This is a genomic window from Shinella yambaruensis, from assembly GCF_050859155.1.
Classification (GTDB): domain Bacteria; phylum Pseudomonadota; class Alphaproteobacteria; order Rhizobiales; family Rhizobiaceae; genus Shinella; species Shinella yambaruensis.
This window is the reverse complement of record NZ_CP150638.1, coordinates 1961266-1976979: the sequence shown is the minus strand read 5'-3', so window position 1 is coordinate 1976979 and position 15714 is coordinate 1961266. Positions and strand designations below refer to the sequence as shown.

15 protein-coding genes are annotated in these 15714 nt (G+C 62.8%); 8 read left to right on the top strand and 7 right to left on the bottom strand.

Annotated elements, in window-relative coordinates; translation table 11 throughout:
* Positions 1–34: 34 nt before the first annotated feature.
* Together WMC41_RS09800 and WMC41_RS09795 are read right to left on the bottom strand one after the other, a co-directional pair.
* Positions 35–1624 carry an AAA family ATPase gene (locus tag WMC41_RS09800; protein ID WP_432347890.1) on the bottom strand — a complete coding sequence of 530 codons (1590 nt, stop codon included), beginning with the start codon at positions 1622–1624 and terminating at the stop codon, positions 35–37.
* Positions 1599–1868, bottom strand: a complete 270-nt coding sequence (locus WMC41_RS09795; protein ID WP_432347889.1) for a hypothetical protein — start codon at positions 1866–1868, stop codon at positions 1599–1601. Before WMC41_RS09795 ends, WMC41_RS09800 begins: the two co-directional genes overlap by 26 nt.
* On the opposite strand from WMC41_RS09795, the gene WMC41_RS09790 reads away from it, so the two are divergent.
* Positions 1848–2309 carry a hypothetical protein gene (locus WMC41_RS09790; RefSeq protein ID WP_432347888.1) on the top strand — a complete coding sequence of 154 codons (462 nt, stop codon included), beginning with the start codon at positions 1848–1850 and terminating at the stop codon, positions 2307–2309. The genes WMC41_RS09795 and WMC41_RS09790 overlap by 21 nt on opposite strands.
* Before the next feature lie 19 nt (positions 2310–2328).
* Here WMC41_RS09790 and WMC41_RS09785 read toward each other — a convergent pair whose 3' ends face one another.
* The 3 genes from WMC41_RS09785 to WMC41_RS09775 all read right to left on the bottom strand — a co-directional run bounded on the left by WMC41_RS09785 (position 2329) and on the right by WMC41_RS09775 (position 5414).
* Positions 2329–2625 (bottom strand): hypothetical protein, encoded by a 297-nt coding sequence (locus WMC41_RS09785; RefSeq protein ID WP_432347887.1) that lies wholly within the window; start codon positions 2623–2625, stop codon positions 2329–2331.
* Positions 2622–2894 carry a helix-turn-helix domain-containing protein gene (locus WMC41_RS09780; protein ID WP_432347886.1) on the bottom strand — a complete coding sequence of 91 codons (273 nt, stop codon included), beginning with the start codon at positions 2892–2894 and terminating at the stop codon, positions 2622–2624. Before WMC41_RS09780 ends, WMC41_RS09785 begins: the two co-directional genes overlap by 4 nt.
* A 402-nt stretch (positions 2895–3296) precedes the next feature.
* Positions 3297–5414 carry a catalase gene (locus tag WMC41_RS09775; RefSeq protein ID WP_432348319.1) on the bottom strand — a complete coding sequence of 706 codons (2118 nt, stop codon included), beginning with the start codon at positions 5412–5414 and terminating at the stop codon, positions 3297–3299.
* A gap of 228 nt (positions 5415–5642) precedes the next feature.
* Between WMC41_RS09775 and WMC41_RS09770 the strand changes: the two genes are divergently transcribed.
* The gene (locus WMC41_RS09770) at positions 5643–6542 is read left to right on the top strand and encodes a hypothetical protein (protein WP_432347885.1); all 900 of its coding nucleotides are present in this window, start codon (positions 5643–5645) and stop codon (positions 6540–6542) included.
* Between the two features lie 138 nt (positions 6543–6680).
* Here WMC41_RS09770 and WMC41_RS09765 read toward each other — a convergent pair whose 3' ends face one another.
* Positions 6681–7766, bottom strand: coding sequence for a sensor histidine kinase (locus WMC41_RS09765; RefSeq protein ID WP_432347884.1), 1086 nt, complete (start codon positions 7764–7766; stop codon positions 6681–6683).
* Between the two features lie 289 nt (positions 7767–8055).
* Here WMC41_RS09765 and WMC41_RS09760 point away from each other — a divergent pair, with 289 nt between their 5' ends.
* The 4 genes from WMC41_RS09760 to WMC41_RS09745 all read left to right on the top strand — a co-directional run bounded on the left by WMC41_RS09760 (position 8056) and on the right by WMC41_RS09745 (position 11002).
* Positions 8056–9021 carry a YihY/virulence factor BrkB family protein gene (locus WMC41_RS09760; protein WP_432347883.1) on the top strand — a complete coding sequence of 322 codons (966 nt, stop codon included), beginning with the start codon at positions 8056–8058 and terminating at the stop codon, positions 9019–9021.
* A gap of 335 nt (positions 9022–9356) precedes the next feature.
* The gene (locus WMC41_RS09755) at positions 9357–9569 is read left to right on the top strand and encodes a hypothetical protein (protein ID WP_432347882.1); all 213 of its coding nucleotides are present in this window, start codon (positions 9357–9359) and stop codon (positions 9567–9569) included.
* 72 nt (positions 9570–9641) lie between these two features.
* Positions 9642–10619 (top strand): HWE histidine kinase domain-containing protein, encoded by a 978-nt coding sequence (locus WMC41_RS09750; RefSeq protein WP_432347881.1) that lies wholly within the window; start codon positions 9642–9644, stop codon positions 10617–10619.
* A gap of 8 nt (positions 10620–10627) precedes the next feature.
* Positions 10628–11002, top strand: a complete 375-nt coding sequence (locus tag WMC41_RS09745) for a response regulator (RefSeq protein WP_432347880.1) — start codon at positions 10628–10630, stop codon at positions 11000–11002.
* Between the two features lie 11 nt (positions 11003–11013).
* Here WMC41_RS09745 and WMC41_RS09740 read toward each other — a convergent pair whose 3' ends face one another.
* A complete protein-coding gene (locus tag WMC41_RS09740) occupies positions 11014–11217 on the bottom strand; it encodes a cold-shock protein (RefSeq protein ID WP_244765376.1) in 204 nt (67 codons plus the stop codon).
* Positions 11218–11495: 278 nt separating this feature from the next.
* Between WMC41_RS09740 and WMC41_RS09735 the strand changes: the two genes are divergently transcribed.
* Both WMC41_RS09735 and WMC41_RS09730 read left to right on the top strand, forming a co-directional pair.
* Positions 11496–12356 (top strand): endonuclease III domain-containing protein, encoded by an 861-nt coding sequence (locus tag WMC41_RS09735; RefSeq protein WP_432347879.1) that lies wholly within the window; start codon positions 11496–11498, stop codon positions 12354–12356.
* Positions 12357–12547: 191 nt separating this feature from the next.
* Positions 12548–15652, top strand: a complete 3105-nt coding sequence (locus WMC41_RS09730; protein ID WP_432347878.1) for a UvrD-helicase domain-containing protein — start codon at positions 12548–12550, stop codon at positions 15650–15652.
* Positions 15653–15714: the final 62 nt, after the last annotated feature.

Here is a 15714-nt window from a genome sequence, read left to right as displayed (position 1 = left end):
AGGGGTGGTAGTAGGGTGGAACGGGGGTGGTAGCCTACGCGGCGTGCCTGTCGGAACCGAAATCTTCCGAAGCCAGCACGAGCCGCTGACGTGACTTTGACGGCGGACCTTCCATCACGACCTTTACCTCACCGGATGAAAGCATCGCATGCATGGCGACCTCGAGCGCTTTCACAGTGACGCCGGCGCCTTCTGGCCGCGCTGCGATAATCTTCGGTGCATAGTTCACTCCCTTGGTTCGAGCGACGCGGTCGCCAGTCCGATTGATAGCGGATAGAGCATCGCGGAACACGCGTTCGGCTTGTGTTTGAACCATCACCGATGCCGCCGTTGGTTTCCCGTCATCCAACACAAATGCCCCATCCTTCCAGCGCAGCTTGATCTCGCCGCCCTTCCGGCCATAGTTTGCCTTCACCGTGGACAGGATGCGGAGGTCCGGGTCATCCTTGTCGGCCGTGAGGTAGAGGCGGCTGCGGACACTGTTGTTCCACGCCGTCGATCCCGATGACCCCGTGCCGGATTGCATGCCCTGAAGCGACGGGTGAGCCAGAAGCACCACGGCGCAATCAAACCCGATTGCGATCTGCCGAAGGGCGCTGATGAATTGCCGGACCTGGCCGCGCTTGATTTCGTCGCCGCCGTAAAGGTCGGCCGCCGTGTCGAGCATGATGAGCCGTGGGTGGAATTCGGCGGCGGCCTCAATCACCTTTTCCATCAACGGCGTCGGCCTCATATTGCCTGCGCGGTCTGGAACGAGAAGAAGCGCATCCCGATCAGCGAGCGGAACTAACCGAAAGTCGGACAGGTCCCGAAGGCTTCGGCCGTGGGCCACGGTGATGTCCTCGAGCCGACGCCAGAATTCCTCCTCTTCGTCTTCCGCGCCAACGTAGAGCACGCGGCCGGCTGCCGGACCTATCTCCAGCGTGTCGACACGCATTGCGCCAGCCGCGGCAATCTGGAGCGACAAAAGCGATTTCCCGACGCCGCCGTCCCCATTGACAATCGTGACTTGGCGGCTCGGGATGAGGTCCTCAGCGTACCATTCCCGTGTCGGAACGGGGCGGCCGAACCAGTCGGCGGGGTTGACCAGACGGAGCGCGCCCGGCACGTTGTCATTCGCCGCGACGGGCGGGAATAGTTCTTCCCGCAGCTTAGCCATCGATTCCGACAACGGCGTGGGTGCGCTTGCGATTGCGGGCGCGGCGCCGATATCGCGGCCGATGATGCGCATGGCGATGTCACCGTCGACCTCTGGGCCTGCGATCTGCTCCATGAAGGGATCCCCGAAGTCGCTGAAGAATACCAGCATGGACGTTGCTGGATCGCAGCCGTCGATTTCGTCAACTACGATACTGACGCGCTTCGCGTCCTGCGGATTGTCTGGCCAGATGTCGCCCGGCAGCATCTCCAGATTGGTGGGGTCGGCGTGTCCAAAGTCCGGTGATCCGTCCGGCAGCGCCGGCGCCAGAACGACGTTCACCGTAGCATGGCCGTGGTCGAGCAGACGGTCATAAACGCCGAAAACAATCTTCTCATGGCTGTCTGGGGCCGGGTTACTAAGCGGGGGAGGCATTCCCCGCAGTTCTTCGATGTTGGTATCAAGCTGCTTGGTAATTGGTGCCATTGGCCGTCATCGCCCTCAGTTTGTCGGTTGCGAGTATCGTGATCTCGGACGCCAGCGGGGCCGCGAAGGTGGCGACGCGCCGGTATCCCGATTGCGGCGCGAACGTCAGCAGACGGCCGTCCGCCATGCGTAGCAGCCTCAGGCCGTACAACCTGCATTCTGGGGTTAACTGGAGGTCGAACACCGCGGCGGCGCGATGCCTGCCGGAAGGCTCGTCGATGAGTTGGAAATCAAGGATCTGCATTTGTCTCCCATAGGATTTACCCCGCCGACAAGCGCCGGCGGGGTGATGGTGATGCGGGTTGTGGGGTTAGGCGGCGCGCTTTTCCCGCAGTTCTTATTCCACAGCGGAAATTCGCTCTTCGAGTTCCTGCGCGTACTCGGCAATAAGCCCCCCGGCACGCTTCACGATAAAGTCGTTGATGTGAGAGGCTTCTCCCGCCAGCCACAACCGGGCCGCCTCGGCTCTCGCTTCCTCGTGAGTTTCCCAGTAGCTGACGTTGGCGTTGCCATAATCATGCTAGACCTCGTAGGGGCATCCGTCATTGCCGCCGAGGACTACCGCCCCCCGATAGAGGTCGCAAAGCTCGGTTTTCCCGAATTCAATGATCTCGGTGATGGTCATGTCGTGCTGATCTTCTTTGAGCATAATTCCTCCATGCCGCCGGTGAGGCGGTCTAAATGATGTTGGGGATGTTCGAGTGCTAGCCTCTGACGGTCAGGAGCCGCGTGGGCTGAGGGGCGACTAGGCGGGCGGCTGCTTCGGCGTTCTCGTGGTCTCGCCGATGACGCCGCATCCAATAACCAGCCGCGCTGATGATTTCTTCTCGCCAGGGGGTATCGTCGGGGATGCCGGAGAAGCGGATCCAAGTGCCGTCATCCGCGATTCCGACATTGCGAAGGAACGTGCCGTTTGGGAGCCTCAGGTCGAAGAGGGCGTTCAGATCGATAAGGTTGACTTCGGCGGTTGGGCGGAAGTTCGTGATCTCGACGGAACTCATGCTGCAGCCCTTGCGGCGGACTCTTTCTCGGTGAGCCAGCGGGCGAGAGTGCTTCGACGAGCTGCGACCGCTCCGCCCAATTTGAACGTCGGGATATCGTCGTTATAGACGAGGCGATAGATTTGCCTGGCGCTCAAGCCGAGGTGTCTGGCGTGCGCCGGCGCCCATGAGAAGTTCTCCCGGCTGGTTGTCGTTAGCTGCTTCCATATTTTTCCTCCGAGGGGGTTGACAGGGTTCACGGAAAGCCGTAGATTTGTATGCGTACCCATTTCTTATTTGAAATGGAGTCGGACTATATGTCTATTTGACATTTTTGTCAATCCCCTCCGAAAATTACCGTGCTTTTCCATATCCTAAGATTTGTTTCTAGGAGTATTTTTTGGGGTATTTCAATAAATCGGAGAATAAATAGCTAGGATATATCAATGGTTAGGTGTATTGGTGTGACAGACACCTCTTCCGCCAATGCGCTTTGTTTTCATTGAGAATTTTTTGATTTTCTATGCTGCCCTTCTCATGCGACCGTCGGTTATTTCCATCGCAGCGGCCATGGACACCAGCGCAAAGGCATAGGACAGATGATCGCGCGGCTACGGCAGCGGCCTTCTTTTGCTTGTCGCCGCTGCCAGCAGATGAGAGAAGCCCCGGCAAAACCGGGGCTTCCTTCGCTTTCAGGGAAGCTTGACCGAAGGCTCTCTTGCCCAGACGCGCAGAGCGCCGAGACCTTTCAGGAAGCCGGCGACGGCATCGGTGCCGTCGATCTCGACAGTTCCTTCATCCAGCAAGTCGGCAGCGCCGGCCATTTCCAGGAGCGGAAAGGCGGGCTTGGTGTAGCCGATGAACTTGCAATGGGCGAAGGCGTCCGCAACGAAATCGCGTGCTGCCGCCTCCTTGAGGAGATCGCCTGCGCCTTCCTCCGATGCCAGCACGACCACCGCGTCGTAGAGCACGGAAGGACCGCCATCGATCATTTGCTGAGCGGCTAGCGGCTTGCCATCGGACAAAGTAACGCCGCCGACCTTCGGGGCGATCACTTCGATCACCGCCTTCTCTTTCTCGATGCCCGCCTTGAGAGCCTTGAAAAGCGTGCTGTCCGCGCCATCGGTGACAAGCACGCCGAGCTTGCGACCCTCGAAGCGCTGAGGTCCGCGCTGGATGATGCTGAGGGCGGGAGAGGGCTCCAGGTCCTGGCGCGTCTCGACCGCCGCCGCGGCCGGCTTCGGCAGGGCGTCGATGCCGAGGGCGATCGCGACTTTGTTCGCCAGCGTCTCGTCGATGTTCAGGAGATGGGAGACCACGCGCTCGCGGATAACAGGCGTTTCGACCTTGCTCAGCTCGAAGGTCAGCGCCATGGCGATGTGCCGCTGTTCGGGCGGCGTCTGGCTGATATAGAACTGGCGCGCCTGACTGTAGTGATCGGCAAAGCTCTCCGGCCGCAGGCGCACTTTCTCACCGCTCTCCTGCGCGTTGAAATGCCGGTATCCGGCGCGGGGAGATTCGCGCGGCCCTTCGCCAAAGGAGTTCGGCTGATAATTCACCCGGCCGACGGGATTGCGCATCGCCATGTGCCCGTCCTGCTGGAAATGCGCGAAGGGACACTTCGGCGCATTGATCGGCAGATGGGTGAAATTCGTGCTGCCGAGCCGCTTCAGCTGCGTGTCGAGATAGGAGAAGTTGCGGCCCTGGAGCAGCGGATCGTTGCTGAAGTCGATGCCGGGCGGCACGTTCTGCGTCATGAAGGCGACCTGCTCGGTTTCGGCGAAGAAGTTGTCGGGCATGCGGTCGAGAACGAGACGGCCGACGGGTTTCGGCGGAAGGACCTCTTCCGGAATGAGCTTGGTCGGGTCGAGCACGTCGAAATCGAAGCTGTCGGCGAAATCCTGATCGAAAAGCTGAACCTGCAATTCCCATTCCGGGAAGTTGCCGGACTGGATGGCCTGCCAGAGATCGCGCCGATGGAAGTCGGGGTCAGCGCCGTTGATCTTCACCGCCTCGTTCCAGGCGACGGACTGGAGGCCGAGCTTCGGCTTCCAGTGGAACTTCACGAAGGTCGACTCGTCCTTGGCGTTGACGAAGCGGAACGTGTGCACGCCGAACCCTTCCATGAAACGGAAGGAGCGGGGAATGGCCCGGTCCGACATGACCCACATGATCATGTGCATGCTTTCGGGCGTCAGGCTGATGAAGTCCCAGAAATTGTCATGGGCGGACTGGGCCTGCGGAAAGCCGCGGTCGGGCTCGGGTTTCACGGCATGGATGATATCGGGGAACTTGATCGCATCCTGGATGAAGAAAACCGGGATGTTGTTGCCGACGAGGTCCCAGTTACCTTCGTTCGTATAGATCTTCACGGCAAAACCGCGCACGTCACGGGCAAGGTCGAATGATCCCTTGCTGCCGGCGACGGTGGAGAAGCGCACGAAGGCGGGCGTCTTCTCGCCGGCGCGCTGGAAGAGGTCGGCACGTGTATAGGCCGCGAGGGACTCATAGGTCTCGAAATAGCCATGGGCGCCGTAGCCGCGGGCATGCACGACCCGCTCGGGAATGCGCTCGTGGTCGAAATGGAAGATCTTTTCGCGAAAGTGGAAGTCTTCGATGAGGGCCGGCCCGCGTGCGCCGACCCGAAGCGTGTTCTGGTCGTCCGCGACGGGCGCGCCCTGCGCCGTCGTCAGGACGGGATGACCGTCTTCGGCAATCTGATGCAGTTCGCCACCGTTGCCGCGCCGGAGCTTTTGATCATGCACGGAAGCCTCTTCCATCTTCGTGATGGGGCTCGCTTTCTTGGCCATGGAAATCTCCTGGGAAGTGTTGCAGTCCCCTAACCTGAAATATCCCGCCTTGTTCCGGGGCAGCGGCATGGAACATCCGATCGTAGCGGAAGTTGTTGTTTCCACGCGCTCGACGCGTTCACGACATGAAGGAGATTTCAAATGGGTCGCGGTATTCTTCTCTGGCTCCTGGGCATTCCCTTGCCGATCGTCATCCTGCTCGTCCTGTTCATGCGATAGGGGGCGGCGATGGCCAATTACACGACGGGCGTTTCGGACATCGGCATCGAATCCAATGTTCCCGCCTTGGCATGGGGCCCGGTCATCGGCGGCGCGACAGCGGCATGCGCGATGAGCCTCATTCTCCTTCTTCTCGGTTCCGGCGTCGGACTCACCATGGTTTCGCCCTGGTCGGGAGAGAGCGCCTCGTTCACGACGGTCAGCGTGACGGCCGCCATCTGGTTCGTCGTCGTACAGTGGCTGTCCTCGGCGCTGGGCGGCTATCTCACCGGACGGCTTCGCACGAAATGGGCGGGCATCCATACCGACGAAGTGTTCTTCCGGGATACCGCGCATGGTTTGCTGAGTTGGGCGCTGGCGACCGTCGTCGTCGCCGGGCTTGCCGGGTCGGCCTTCACCTCGCTGGTCGGAAGCGGTGTGCAGGCGGCATCGTCGGTTGCAACGACCGCGGCCGTCGGCGCCACGGCGACGGCAGCTGGAAGCAACGATGCGCCCGATCTTGCGACAGGGTATTTCACGGACCTGCTTCTTCGTCCCCAGGATGCGGCGGCCAGAGCGCAGTCGGACGATGCGGCGGCAACCGCCGAGGTGTCGCGCATCCTGATGCAGGGTGCGGCAAACGGTGAGATTCCGGAAGCTGATCGCGCCTATGTCGCGACCATCGTCGCTGCCCGCGCCGGGATTCCCCAGGAAGAGGCCCGTGTGCGTGTCGACCAGGTGCTGCAGCAGGTTGAGGACGCGAAGAACGCAGCCCTTCAGGCCGCTGATGAGGCACGAAAGTCAGCCGCCACGGTGGCGTTGCTCGGTGCCCTGTCCTTGCTGGTCGGCGCCTTCGTCGCTTCCGCTGCCGCCGCCCTTGGCGGACGGCAACGCGACGACGAAGAGGCGGCTCTGATCGTGCGGGCTTAGGCCCGGCCGGTAACCAAGGGGTTCTGCAACCTTTCTCAAGGAGCAACAGGCGCTGCATGGCGCCTGTTGTTCTGGCGTCCGGCTTGCCCGCGGGCATGTCTCGGTTCCCAATGGGGCATCGTTCTTGAAGGAACGTCGTCAGCGGTCTCCAGCGCCGCCGGTTGCGACCGACGGATCGCTCTGGGACGGGGCGCCGCCGATATGCCGCATCTCGGTTTGCAACTCGAACCGAATGCCGAGGGGATCGTGCGAAAGCACTGCCTCGCCGCCGAAATCGTGCGGCAATACCATTTGGATAATCCTTGAGCCGAACCCCCTGCGGGATGGCGAGCGCACCGCCGGACCACCTTCTTCAACCCAGCGGAACACAAACATCTCATCAGTCTCGGGCCGGCCGCCGGTCCATTCGACGCGAACCTTTCCCGCTTCGTTTGAAAGGGCGCCATACTTCACGGCATTCGTCGCCAGTTCGTGCAGTGCCAGGCTGAGGCTCAGCGCCTGCCTGGACGACAGCATGATCGGCGGACCGCCGATGTGAAATCGTTCGTTGGTGATCTCGAATGGCGCCATCGCCTGAAAGACGACATCGACCACACTGGCCTCCGTGGCGCCGTTGCGCGTCAGCAGCGACTGTGCCTGTGCCATCGCCTGAATGCGCTCCAGCAGGCTCGATCGCGCCTCCGCATCGTTATCGTCGCCTCGCAATGTCTGGCTGACGATCGCCGCGACCACAGCAAGCGTGTTTTTTATGCGGTGTTCGAGTTCTGCGTTGAGCAGGTTCGCCTGTCGTCGGGCGTCGACCGTGGCCGTTGTCTCGATCACCGTGTCGATCATCCCCCGGACCACGCCGGTCTCGTCGCGGATCGGGCTGTAGCAAAAGGTAAAATGGGTCTTCTCGGGATAGCCATGCCGGTTGATCACGAGCGGGAAATCCTCGATGAACGTCGCCTCGCCAGCGAACGCCCGCTCCGCGACCGGTCCGATTTCGTCCCAAGCCTCATGCCACACCTCGCTGAACGGCCTGCCGAGCGCGGGCGGTTTCTCGCCAAGGATGGGAAGGAACGCGTCGTTATGGATGGTGATGAGGTCCGGCCCCCAGACGATGCATTTGGGAAACTTCGAATTCACCATCATGCCGACGGCGATCTTGAGAGAGGAAGGCCAGCGTTCGAGGGCGCCAAGGACGGTGGAAGACCAGTCGTATGCCCGGATGGCGTCGGCCATCCTTCCCCCGCCATCGAGGAAATGCGCGGACTCACGCAATTTGACACCCCTTTGCGGTTTTCACGGAGATCGATGCCAATCCGTGCTCCAGCCCTTGTTTCCGATGGTAACGAACATTCGATAACATGGTGTTTCCCAAGGCCTTTGCAACTGTGATCCTCCAATTGCAATGAACACGCAAGTGGTCAGCCGGTTGCGAACCGGCTGGCGCGGCGTCTTTCGCAAAACCGGCTGAACTCCTTTCGCTTCCATGCATTGTTGCTGCGTGGCGACAAGAAGAGGGAGAGGCATGGAGGGATTTTCTGCGACTTCGGATCCGAAGGGCCGGCGCGCGGACTCGCCGGGCGAGATTCCGGCGCTCGGCCTGCGGGATGTGGCGTGGCGCCTCTATGACAGCCTGACCACCGATCGCATCCTGCTCATCGCGGCGGGCGTCACCTTCTATCTTCTCCTGTCGATCTTTCCCGCCATCAGCGTGTTCGTGTCGCTCTACGGGCTCGTCGCCGATCCATCCTCGGTCGTCGACCGTCTCGCCTTCTTCGGTTCGGCGATGCCGGAACAGGCATTCGAGCTGATCCTCGGCCAGCTACGCAGCCTCACATCCGCGCCGCAAGCGAGCCTTTCCGCCACACTGCTCGGCAGCCTGGCTATTGCGCTCTGGTCGGCCAATGCCGGCATGAAGGCGCTGTTCGAGGCGATGAACGTCGCCTATGGCGAGACCGAAAAGCGCGGTTTCATCCGGCTGAATCTGACCTCTCTTTCGTTCACCTTCGCCAGTCTGGCGCTGGTCGTGCTGATCATCACCCTGGCGGGGATCGTTCCGGCAATGTTGGATTATCTCTGGCTCGGCCGCTGGACGGAGCTGATCATCCGCCTGGCGCGTTGGCCGCTGCTGCTGGCGCTGATCGCCGTGGCGATCATGTCGCTCTACCGGCTCGGACCAAGCCGGGAGCTGGCGAAGCTGCGCTGGCTCAGTTGGGGCGCGGTCTTCTCCACCGGTGCATGGCTTGCGGCGGCGCTGGCGATCACCTTCTATCTCGGTCACATCGCGGACTACAACGCGACCTACGGCGCGCTCGGCGCGTCGATCGGCTTCATGGTGTGGGTCTGGGTCTCCGTCATCATCGTCATCCTCGGCGCGGAACTGAACGCCGAGCTCGAACATCAGACGGCGCGCGACAGCACGACGGGACCACCGGAAGAGATGGGCCGCAGGGGAGCGTACATGGCCGACACGATCGGTGCGGACGCGTGACGTCCGCACCCGCGCATGCGCGATCGGTTGTGCTGCCACTGGCGCGGATGCGAGAAGGAAAGGTTTTGTCTGGAGGCGACGAGGTCGCCGAGCGCCGGCCGTCCGTCAGGATACTTGCCGCATCCGGCCGGCCGCACCCGCAGCCAGCACAGCTGCCAGAGGGCGCGGTATTCGTCCGGAAGCCTTTCAGCGCGACGGTGGTTCACCAGCGCCTGCTGAGCGTCCACGCCGTTGGCGCAGCCATCCTGCCTTCCATGTAAGCGCGTACCGCTCATAACGGAACGGAACATTGCCGGGTCGGGGTCGTTGATTATTTTGAACCGTGAGATCGTCCAATGCCAGCGCTCGTACACTACATTCTGAGCCGCCTTTGCATCGGCTTTGCACTCGGTGCCCTAAGCGCCGTGGCGGTTCTGCAACTCGAACCGCCCGCATTCGGTGCGTCGCCCGGTCCCCTGGAAGCTTTGCTCGTGATCTATGGCATCGGTTCTGCCTTTGCCTTCGGCTACCTCGCGACCGCGCTCGGCTGGGAGAATATGGAAGTGTAGCAGTCGATATCTCCGTCCGGCCGTTCGTCCGTTCGGCGGTGTTCCCCTCAAACGGTCGCAGGAAGGCGAACGATGATCCTTGAAGATTTATACCGCCTGCTCCGCGCCGGTCACGTTCAGGCGCAAGGGATCGTCGATACGCTGACACAGCCCCTCGTCGTGCTCGACCAGGTCTTTTGTGTCACTAACGCCAACAACGCCTTCATCGACGCGTTCAAGGTGGACCGGGACGATATTCTCGGTCGCAGCCTGTTTTCGCTCGGCAACGGCGAGTGGGATATCGCGGATCTGCGAACGTTGATGGCGGAGATCATTCCGAAGACAGCAGCGGTCGTCGGCTATGAGGTCACACACAATTTTCAAACCATCGGAAAGCGCACATTCCTTGTCGATGCCCGGCGTCTTGTCCATCCCGACAACAACAGCACCAGCATTCTCGTCGTCTTCGAGGACGTCACCGAGAGCAATCGGGAGCGGGCGGAGAGCGATATCATTCTTGCCGAAACCCGCCATCGCATGAAGAACCTGTTTTCGGTGATCCGGGCACTCGCCATGCAGACGCAGACAGAGGGCTACACCGCGAAGGAGTATCGCGACGCCTTTCTGGGGCGTATCGACCTTGCCTTGCGCGCGCAGGAGATCGCGCCGGGAGAAACGAGTGCGGATCTTTCCGCGCTTCTCGACGCTGCGGTCACCGCCACGGGCGGTAACCGTATCCACATCGAAGCGGGACCCTCCACCACCCTTCCATCGTCGAAGGTCCTGCCAGTCAGCATGATGTTCCACGAGCTGACGACGAACGCGCTGAAATACGGCGCGCTCTCGGTTCCGGAGGGGCGGGTCCGGCTGTCGTGGCGGATCGAAGAGAGCGATGGCCTGACCATGCTGGTCTGCGAGTGGCGGGAGGAGCATGGGCCGACGGTTCGACCGCCTGTCCATCGCGGATACGGCACGGAGTTGATCACCGCGACCGCGAAACATCTCGGGGGATCGGCGGAACAAAGGTTCGATGCCCGCGGTTTGATCGCCAACATCAAACTGCCGATATAGGGATGCGCATGTCTTCCGATGACGGACATAATCAGACCGCAGCGCGCATCCTGGTCGTCGAGGATGAAATCTTCATCGCCATGGAGATCGAGCGAGCACTGACGAGCGGCGGTTTCGAGGTTCTGGGCCCGGTCGGAAGCATCGAGGATGCCTTGCAGCTCCTCCATCGCGAGAAGCCGGACGCCGCGGTCCTCGACGTTACCCTGAGGGACGGCAGGGTGACTGCCGTGGCTGCGCTGCTCAGATCGCGAGGCGTACCCTTCCTCCTGGCGTCCGCCGAAGGACGCCAGCTCACGGAATCCGGTTTTTTCCAGGGCGTTACCAATCTCGGCAAGCCGACCGACATGTGCCGGATGATTGGAGAGATCCGCCGCTTGCTCTAGACGCTGCCCTATCAGATGGCGCGAACGTCTTCCGCTTTCGACTTTCCGGTCTTGCGGTCCTGGCCGATCTCGTAACTGACCTTCGTGCCGTCCTTCAAAGGTCCACCCGACAGCACGGCGGAGACATGGACAAACACATCCTGCCCGCCATTGTCGGGCGTGATGAAACCAAAGCCCTTGTCCTGATTGAAAAACTTGACCGTACCGGTTGCCATGTCGACCTCGTGAACTACTGGGCGGCATAGGCGCCGCCGGCAGACCTTATTGATTGTCGGCGGTTCCCGCAACCATTCGTCCGCGCCGGCGCGGCTCCAGGGCAACAAACGTTGTGCACACGGGTTCTTCATCCCGACTGCAGCAAGGGATTTCACGATGAAGACGACCGTTTTCGTGCTGGCAGAACCCGAAGAGCTTGGGAAAACTGGATCTTGTTCTTCAGCGAGTGCGGCTACGATTGATTGCACGGTACCTGTCTGGCCTCTACCCGATCAAGATGACCACGAGCCTGAGGGGAGGGCGCATCTTCTTCGACTGGTCGTCCAGCCTTGTATTGTTCCCTTTTTGTTCCTATAATAACGAAATGCAGATGATATTCGATTTTGGCGCCGTCGCGGACATGGCGTGGGTGCGGAAACAGCTGAGGTTCTTTTTCGGTCGCCCCGACCGGATCTGCGCGCGAACGCCGATCGGCCAGCTTGTGAAGTCGTCGATCAGCAACCGCACGCTGGACGAAGTCTCCCTGGCCGCCTATCAGCGGCTCGTGGAGGCCTATCCGGAATGGCCCGCTCTCGCAGCGGCGTCGACCGGCGATGTCGAAGCCCTGATCGGCGACGTCGCCTTTCCCGATGTCAAGGCGCGGCATCTCGGCGATGCGCTTCGCGTCATAGGAGCCTGTCATCCGGATTTCGACCTGGACTTCCTCGGCCGCCTGAGTGTTGTCGAGGCGCTTGCGTGGCTGGAGCGCCTGCCCGGCGTCGGCCGCAAGGTCTCGGCCTCCACGCTCAACTTCAGCACGTTGGACATGCCGGCATTCGTCGTGGACACGCACGTCCTGCGCGTGTTGGGCCGATACGGCTTCGTCCGGAACACGGCCGACACGCTGACCGCTTATGACGCGGTGATGGCGGCGGCGCCTCGATGGAGCGCGGCCGAACTGGCCGAGCTTCACATTCTGATGAAACGTCTTGGTCAGACCATCTGCCGGCACGGCCGTGCCCGCTGCCCCGATTGTCCGATCCGCCGGCGCTGCAAGGCGGCCGCAACCTCTGACCGAAAGCCGGTGGGCTTGAGAGGGCGTAATATGGATCATCGGCGAGGACCTGCGCGGGAACAGCGTGGCGGCTGGAAGGATTGAATCGGTACGATCCGGACCTGGAAACCGAAGGATACGGGTGCGCCCATCGGCGACTTTCTTCCGCGTCGGCTGCATCACACAACATATCGGCTCGAATGCTGTGATTTGTACCGTTTATCCGTGATCCGCCTTGTCTGCGCGTGCTATCAAGCAGTGCCGGACGTATGCCCCACAAGATGAGTGCGCCTGTCATGACGTTCCTTGCCGATCTGCACATCCACTCGAAATATTCCCGGGCCACGAGCCGGGATCTCGATCTTGAGCGCCTGTTCTGGTGGGCGGCGCGCAAGGGGGTGCGGGTGGTCGGCACCGGCGACTGCGTGCATCCGGTGTGGCTCGCCGAGATCAAGGACAAGCTGGTGCCCGAGGGCAACGGGCTCTTTCGCCTGCAGCCCGAAATCGAGGCGGCGCTGTGGGAGACGCTTCCGCCGGCCTGCCGGCGGCCGGTCTCCTTCATGATCTGCACCGAGATTTCGACCATCTACAAGAAGGGCGACAAGACCCGGAAGATCCACCACCTGATCTATGCGGCCGATCTCGACGCCACCGACCGGCTGGCGGCGAGCCTTGCGCGCATCGGCAACATCGCTTCGGACGGCCGCCCGATCCTCGGCCTCGATTCGCGCGATCTGCTGGAGATCGCGCTGGAGTCCGGACCGGATTCCTATCTCGTTCCCGCCCATATCTGGACGCCATGGTTCGCCGCGCTCGGCTCGCAATCGGGCTTCGATTCCATCGAGGAATGTTATGGCGACCTTGCCGGGCATATCTTCGCGGTGGAGACGGGCCTATCGTCCGACCCGGCCATGAACTGGCGCATCTCCTCACTCGACCGCTTCCGCCTCACCTCCAATTCCGACGCCCATTCGCCCGGCAAGCTCGGCCGCGAGGCGACGCGCTTTTCCTGCGAGCCGGACTATTTCGCCATCCGTCGCGCGCTCGAAACCGGCGACGGCTATGTCGGCACGGTCGAGTTCTTCCCGGAGGAAGGCAAATATCACATGGACGGGCACCGCGCCTGCGGCGTGCGGCTCGACCCGAGAGAGACGATCGAGCTCGGCGGCCGATGCCCGGTCTGCGGACGGCCCGTCACCGTCGGTGTGGCGCATCGCGTCGAGGCGCTCGCCGACCGCAAGGAGGGCGCGGCGGTTCCTGCGACGGCGGGAAAGGTCACAAGCCTCGTGCCCCTGCCGGAAATCCTCTCGGAGATCGTCGGCAGCGGCGTTGCCTCGAAAGCCGTGACCCACACCTATGACCGCGCCATTGCCGCGCTCGGGCCGGAGCTTGCCGTGCTGGAGGAAATGCCGGCCGAGGATATCGCCAGGGTCGACCCGCTGCTCGGCGAGGCCGTGACGCGCCTGCGCTCCGGAGAGGTCATCCGGCAGGCGGGCTATGACGGGGAATACGGCGTCATCCGGCTGTTTCAGGACGGAGAACTGGACCGTCTTGCCGGAAACCAGCTGCTGTTCGACGCGCCGTTGTCCAGCCGCGCGCGCCGGGCAAAACCGGCAGCGAAAGACAAGGCATCGGGCGATGCCCCGGCATCTCCTGAGGCCGCGCCGGCGATGCAGCCGTCGGGCCGCAGCGGCGTCCTGGCCGGGCTCGACCCCGCTCAGGCGCGCGCTGCCGAGGTTATCGACGGGCCGCTGATGGTGATCGCCGGGCCCGGCTCCGGCAAGACGCGCATGCTCACCCACCGCATCGCCCATCTGGTGCTGGAATGCGGCGTGCCGGCCGGCTCGTGCCTCGCCGTCACCTTCACGCGCAAGGCGACGGAGGAGCTGCGCACCCGCCTCACGGGGCTTCTCGGCAGGAAGGCGGATGCCGTGGCGGTGCACAGCTTCCATTCGCTGGGCCTGGCGATCCTGCACGCGCATGCCGGCCGCGCCGGTCTCGGGGCGGACTTCCGCATCGCCCGCGAGGCGGAGCGCAAGGCGGCGCTGGCCGAAGCGCTCGGCGTCAGCGATACGCGCGCCGCCAGCCTTATCAAGGCGGTCTCGGTGCTCAAGCGCAGCGGCGGGAAGGGTGCGGATGAGGAAGCGGAGGCCCGCGTCGTCCTCGACCGGATCGGACGCGCGCAGGGCTGGGTCGATTTCGACGATCTGGTTCTCCTGTCGGCCGATCTTCTCGAAAAGGACGCGGAGATCGCCGCCGCGTGGCGCACGCGCTTCCCGCACATCGTCGCCGACGAGTTTCAGGACGTGGACGAGCAGCAATATCGCCTGCTGCGGCTGTTGACCGGGGACAACGGCAACCTCTGCGTCATCGGCGATCCCGATCAGGCAATCTACGGCTTTCGCGGGGCGGACGCCGCCTGCTTCGCGCGTTTCGGCCGGGACTTTCCCGCAGCCAGGACCCTTCGGCTTCAACGCAACTATCGCTCGACCGGCACCATCGTGAAAGCGGCGTCTGGCTTCATCGGTGCGCCTTCGTCAGGCCTGACACGCCCGATGGGCGAGCCGATCATTGCGCATGCGGCAGCGAACGAGGCAGCGGAAGCGGAGTTCGTCGCGGCGACCATCGAAAGCCTGCTGGGCGGCCATGACCTGCTCGCGGCCAATCGCGCGGGTGGCGTGACGTCATCCGGCCGGCCGCTCGGCTTTGCCGATTGCGCCGTGCTCTACCGCACCGATGCGCAGGCAGCGGCGCTGCGGACCGCCTTCGACCGCGCCGGCATTCCGTTCATGAAAAGCTCGCCTGCTCCCATCGCCGGCCATCCCGGCGTGGCCGCGATCCTCGACGGGCTGGACGGGGTGGAGGGGCAGGACCTTGCTGCGCGCATCGGGCAGGCGGCGGAAGACGCCCGCAGGGCGCGGAGGGCCGACGCCGCCGCGCTCGCGGAGGCGAGAGGCTGGCTCACCGCGCTCTCCGGCTCGGTTCAGGTGGCCGGCGATCCCGTCCTGCTTGGCGAAGCGGTGGCGCTTTCCTCAGAGGCCGATTTCCGCGATGAGCGTGCCGCGCGCGTCACGCTCATGACCATGCACGCGGCCAAGGGTCTGGAATTTCCAGTCGTGTTCGTGGTGGGTATGGAAGCCGGACTGGTGCCGTTTTCATGGGGGACGGCGACGCCGGATGAGGAGGCGACGCAGGACGAGGAGCGGCGGCTGTTCTATGTCTCCATGACCCGCGCCAAGGATAGGCTGTTCCTGATCCGCGCCAAGGAGCGGTTCTGGCGCGGTGCAGTGCGCGCGCTACCGGCTTCGCCTTTCCTCGGACAGATCGCCGCGGACCTGATCGTCAGCGAGAGTGCCAGCGGACGAAAAAGCAGGCAGTCACAACAGCTCAACCTTTTTTGAAACCCCGCGCCAGACCAGCGCCACAGACCGTTTCCGCTCGCCGGGGAAGGTGCCGGCTGCTT

Coding starts and splice junctions, on each gene's coding strand:
- WMC41_RS09800 (WP_432347890.1), bottom strand. CDS start 1,624: ATGGCACCAATTACCAAGCAGCTTGATACCAACATCGAAGAACTGCGG.
- WMC41_RS09795 (WP_432347889.1), bottom strand. CDS start 1,868: ATGCAGATCCTTGATTTCCAACTCATCGACGAGCCTTCCGGCAGGCAT.
- WMC41_RS09785 (WP_432347887.1), bottom strand. CDS start 2,625: ATGAGTTCCGTCGAGATCACGAACTTCCGCCCAACCGCCGAAGTCAAC.
- WMC41_RS09780 (WP_432347886.1), bottom strand. CDS start 2,894: ATGGGTACGCATACAAATCTACGGCTTTCCGTGAACCCTGTCAACCCC.
- WMC41_RS09775 (WP_432348319.1), bottom strand. CDS start 5,414: ATGGCCAAGAAAGCGAGCCCCATCACGAAGATGGAAGAGGCTTCCGTG.
- WMC41_RS09770 (WP_432347885.1), top strand. CDS start 5,643: ATGGCCAATTACACGACGGGCGTTTCGGACATCGGCATCGAATCCAAT.
- WMC41_RS09765 (WP_432347884.1), bottom strand. CDS start 7,766: ATGGCCGACGCCATCCGGGCATACGACTGGTCTTCCACCGTCCTTGGC.
- WMC41_RS09760 (WP_432347883.1), top strand. CDS start 8,056: ATGGAGGGATTTTCTGCGACTTCGGATCCGAAGGGCCGGCGCGCGGAC.
- WMC41_RS09755 (WP_432347882.1), top strand. CDS start 9,357: ATGCCAGCGCTCGTACACTACATTCTGAGCCGCCTTTGCATCGGCTTT.
- WMC41_RS09750 (WP_432347881.1), top strand. CDS start 9,642: ATGATCCTTGAAGATTTATACCGCCTGCTCCGCGCCGGTCACGTTCAG.
- WMC41_RS09745 (WP_432347880.1), top strand. CDS start 10,628: ATGTCTTCCGATGACGGACATAATCAGACCGCAGCGCGCATCCTGGTC.
- WMC41_RS09740 (WP_244765376.1), bottom strand. CDS start 11,217: ATGGCAACCGGTACGGTCAAGTTTTTCAATCAGGACAAGGGCTTTGGT.
- WMC41_RS09735 (WP_432347879.1), top strand. CDS start 11,496: ATGACCACGAGCCTGAGGGGAGGGCGCATCTTCTTCGACTGGTCGTCC.
- WMC41_RS09730 (WP_432347878.1), top strand. CDS start 12,548: ATGACGTTCCTTGCCGATCTGCACATCCACTCGAAATATTCCCGGGCC.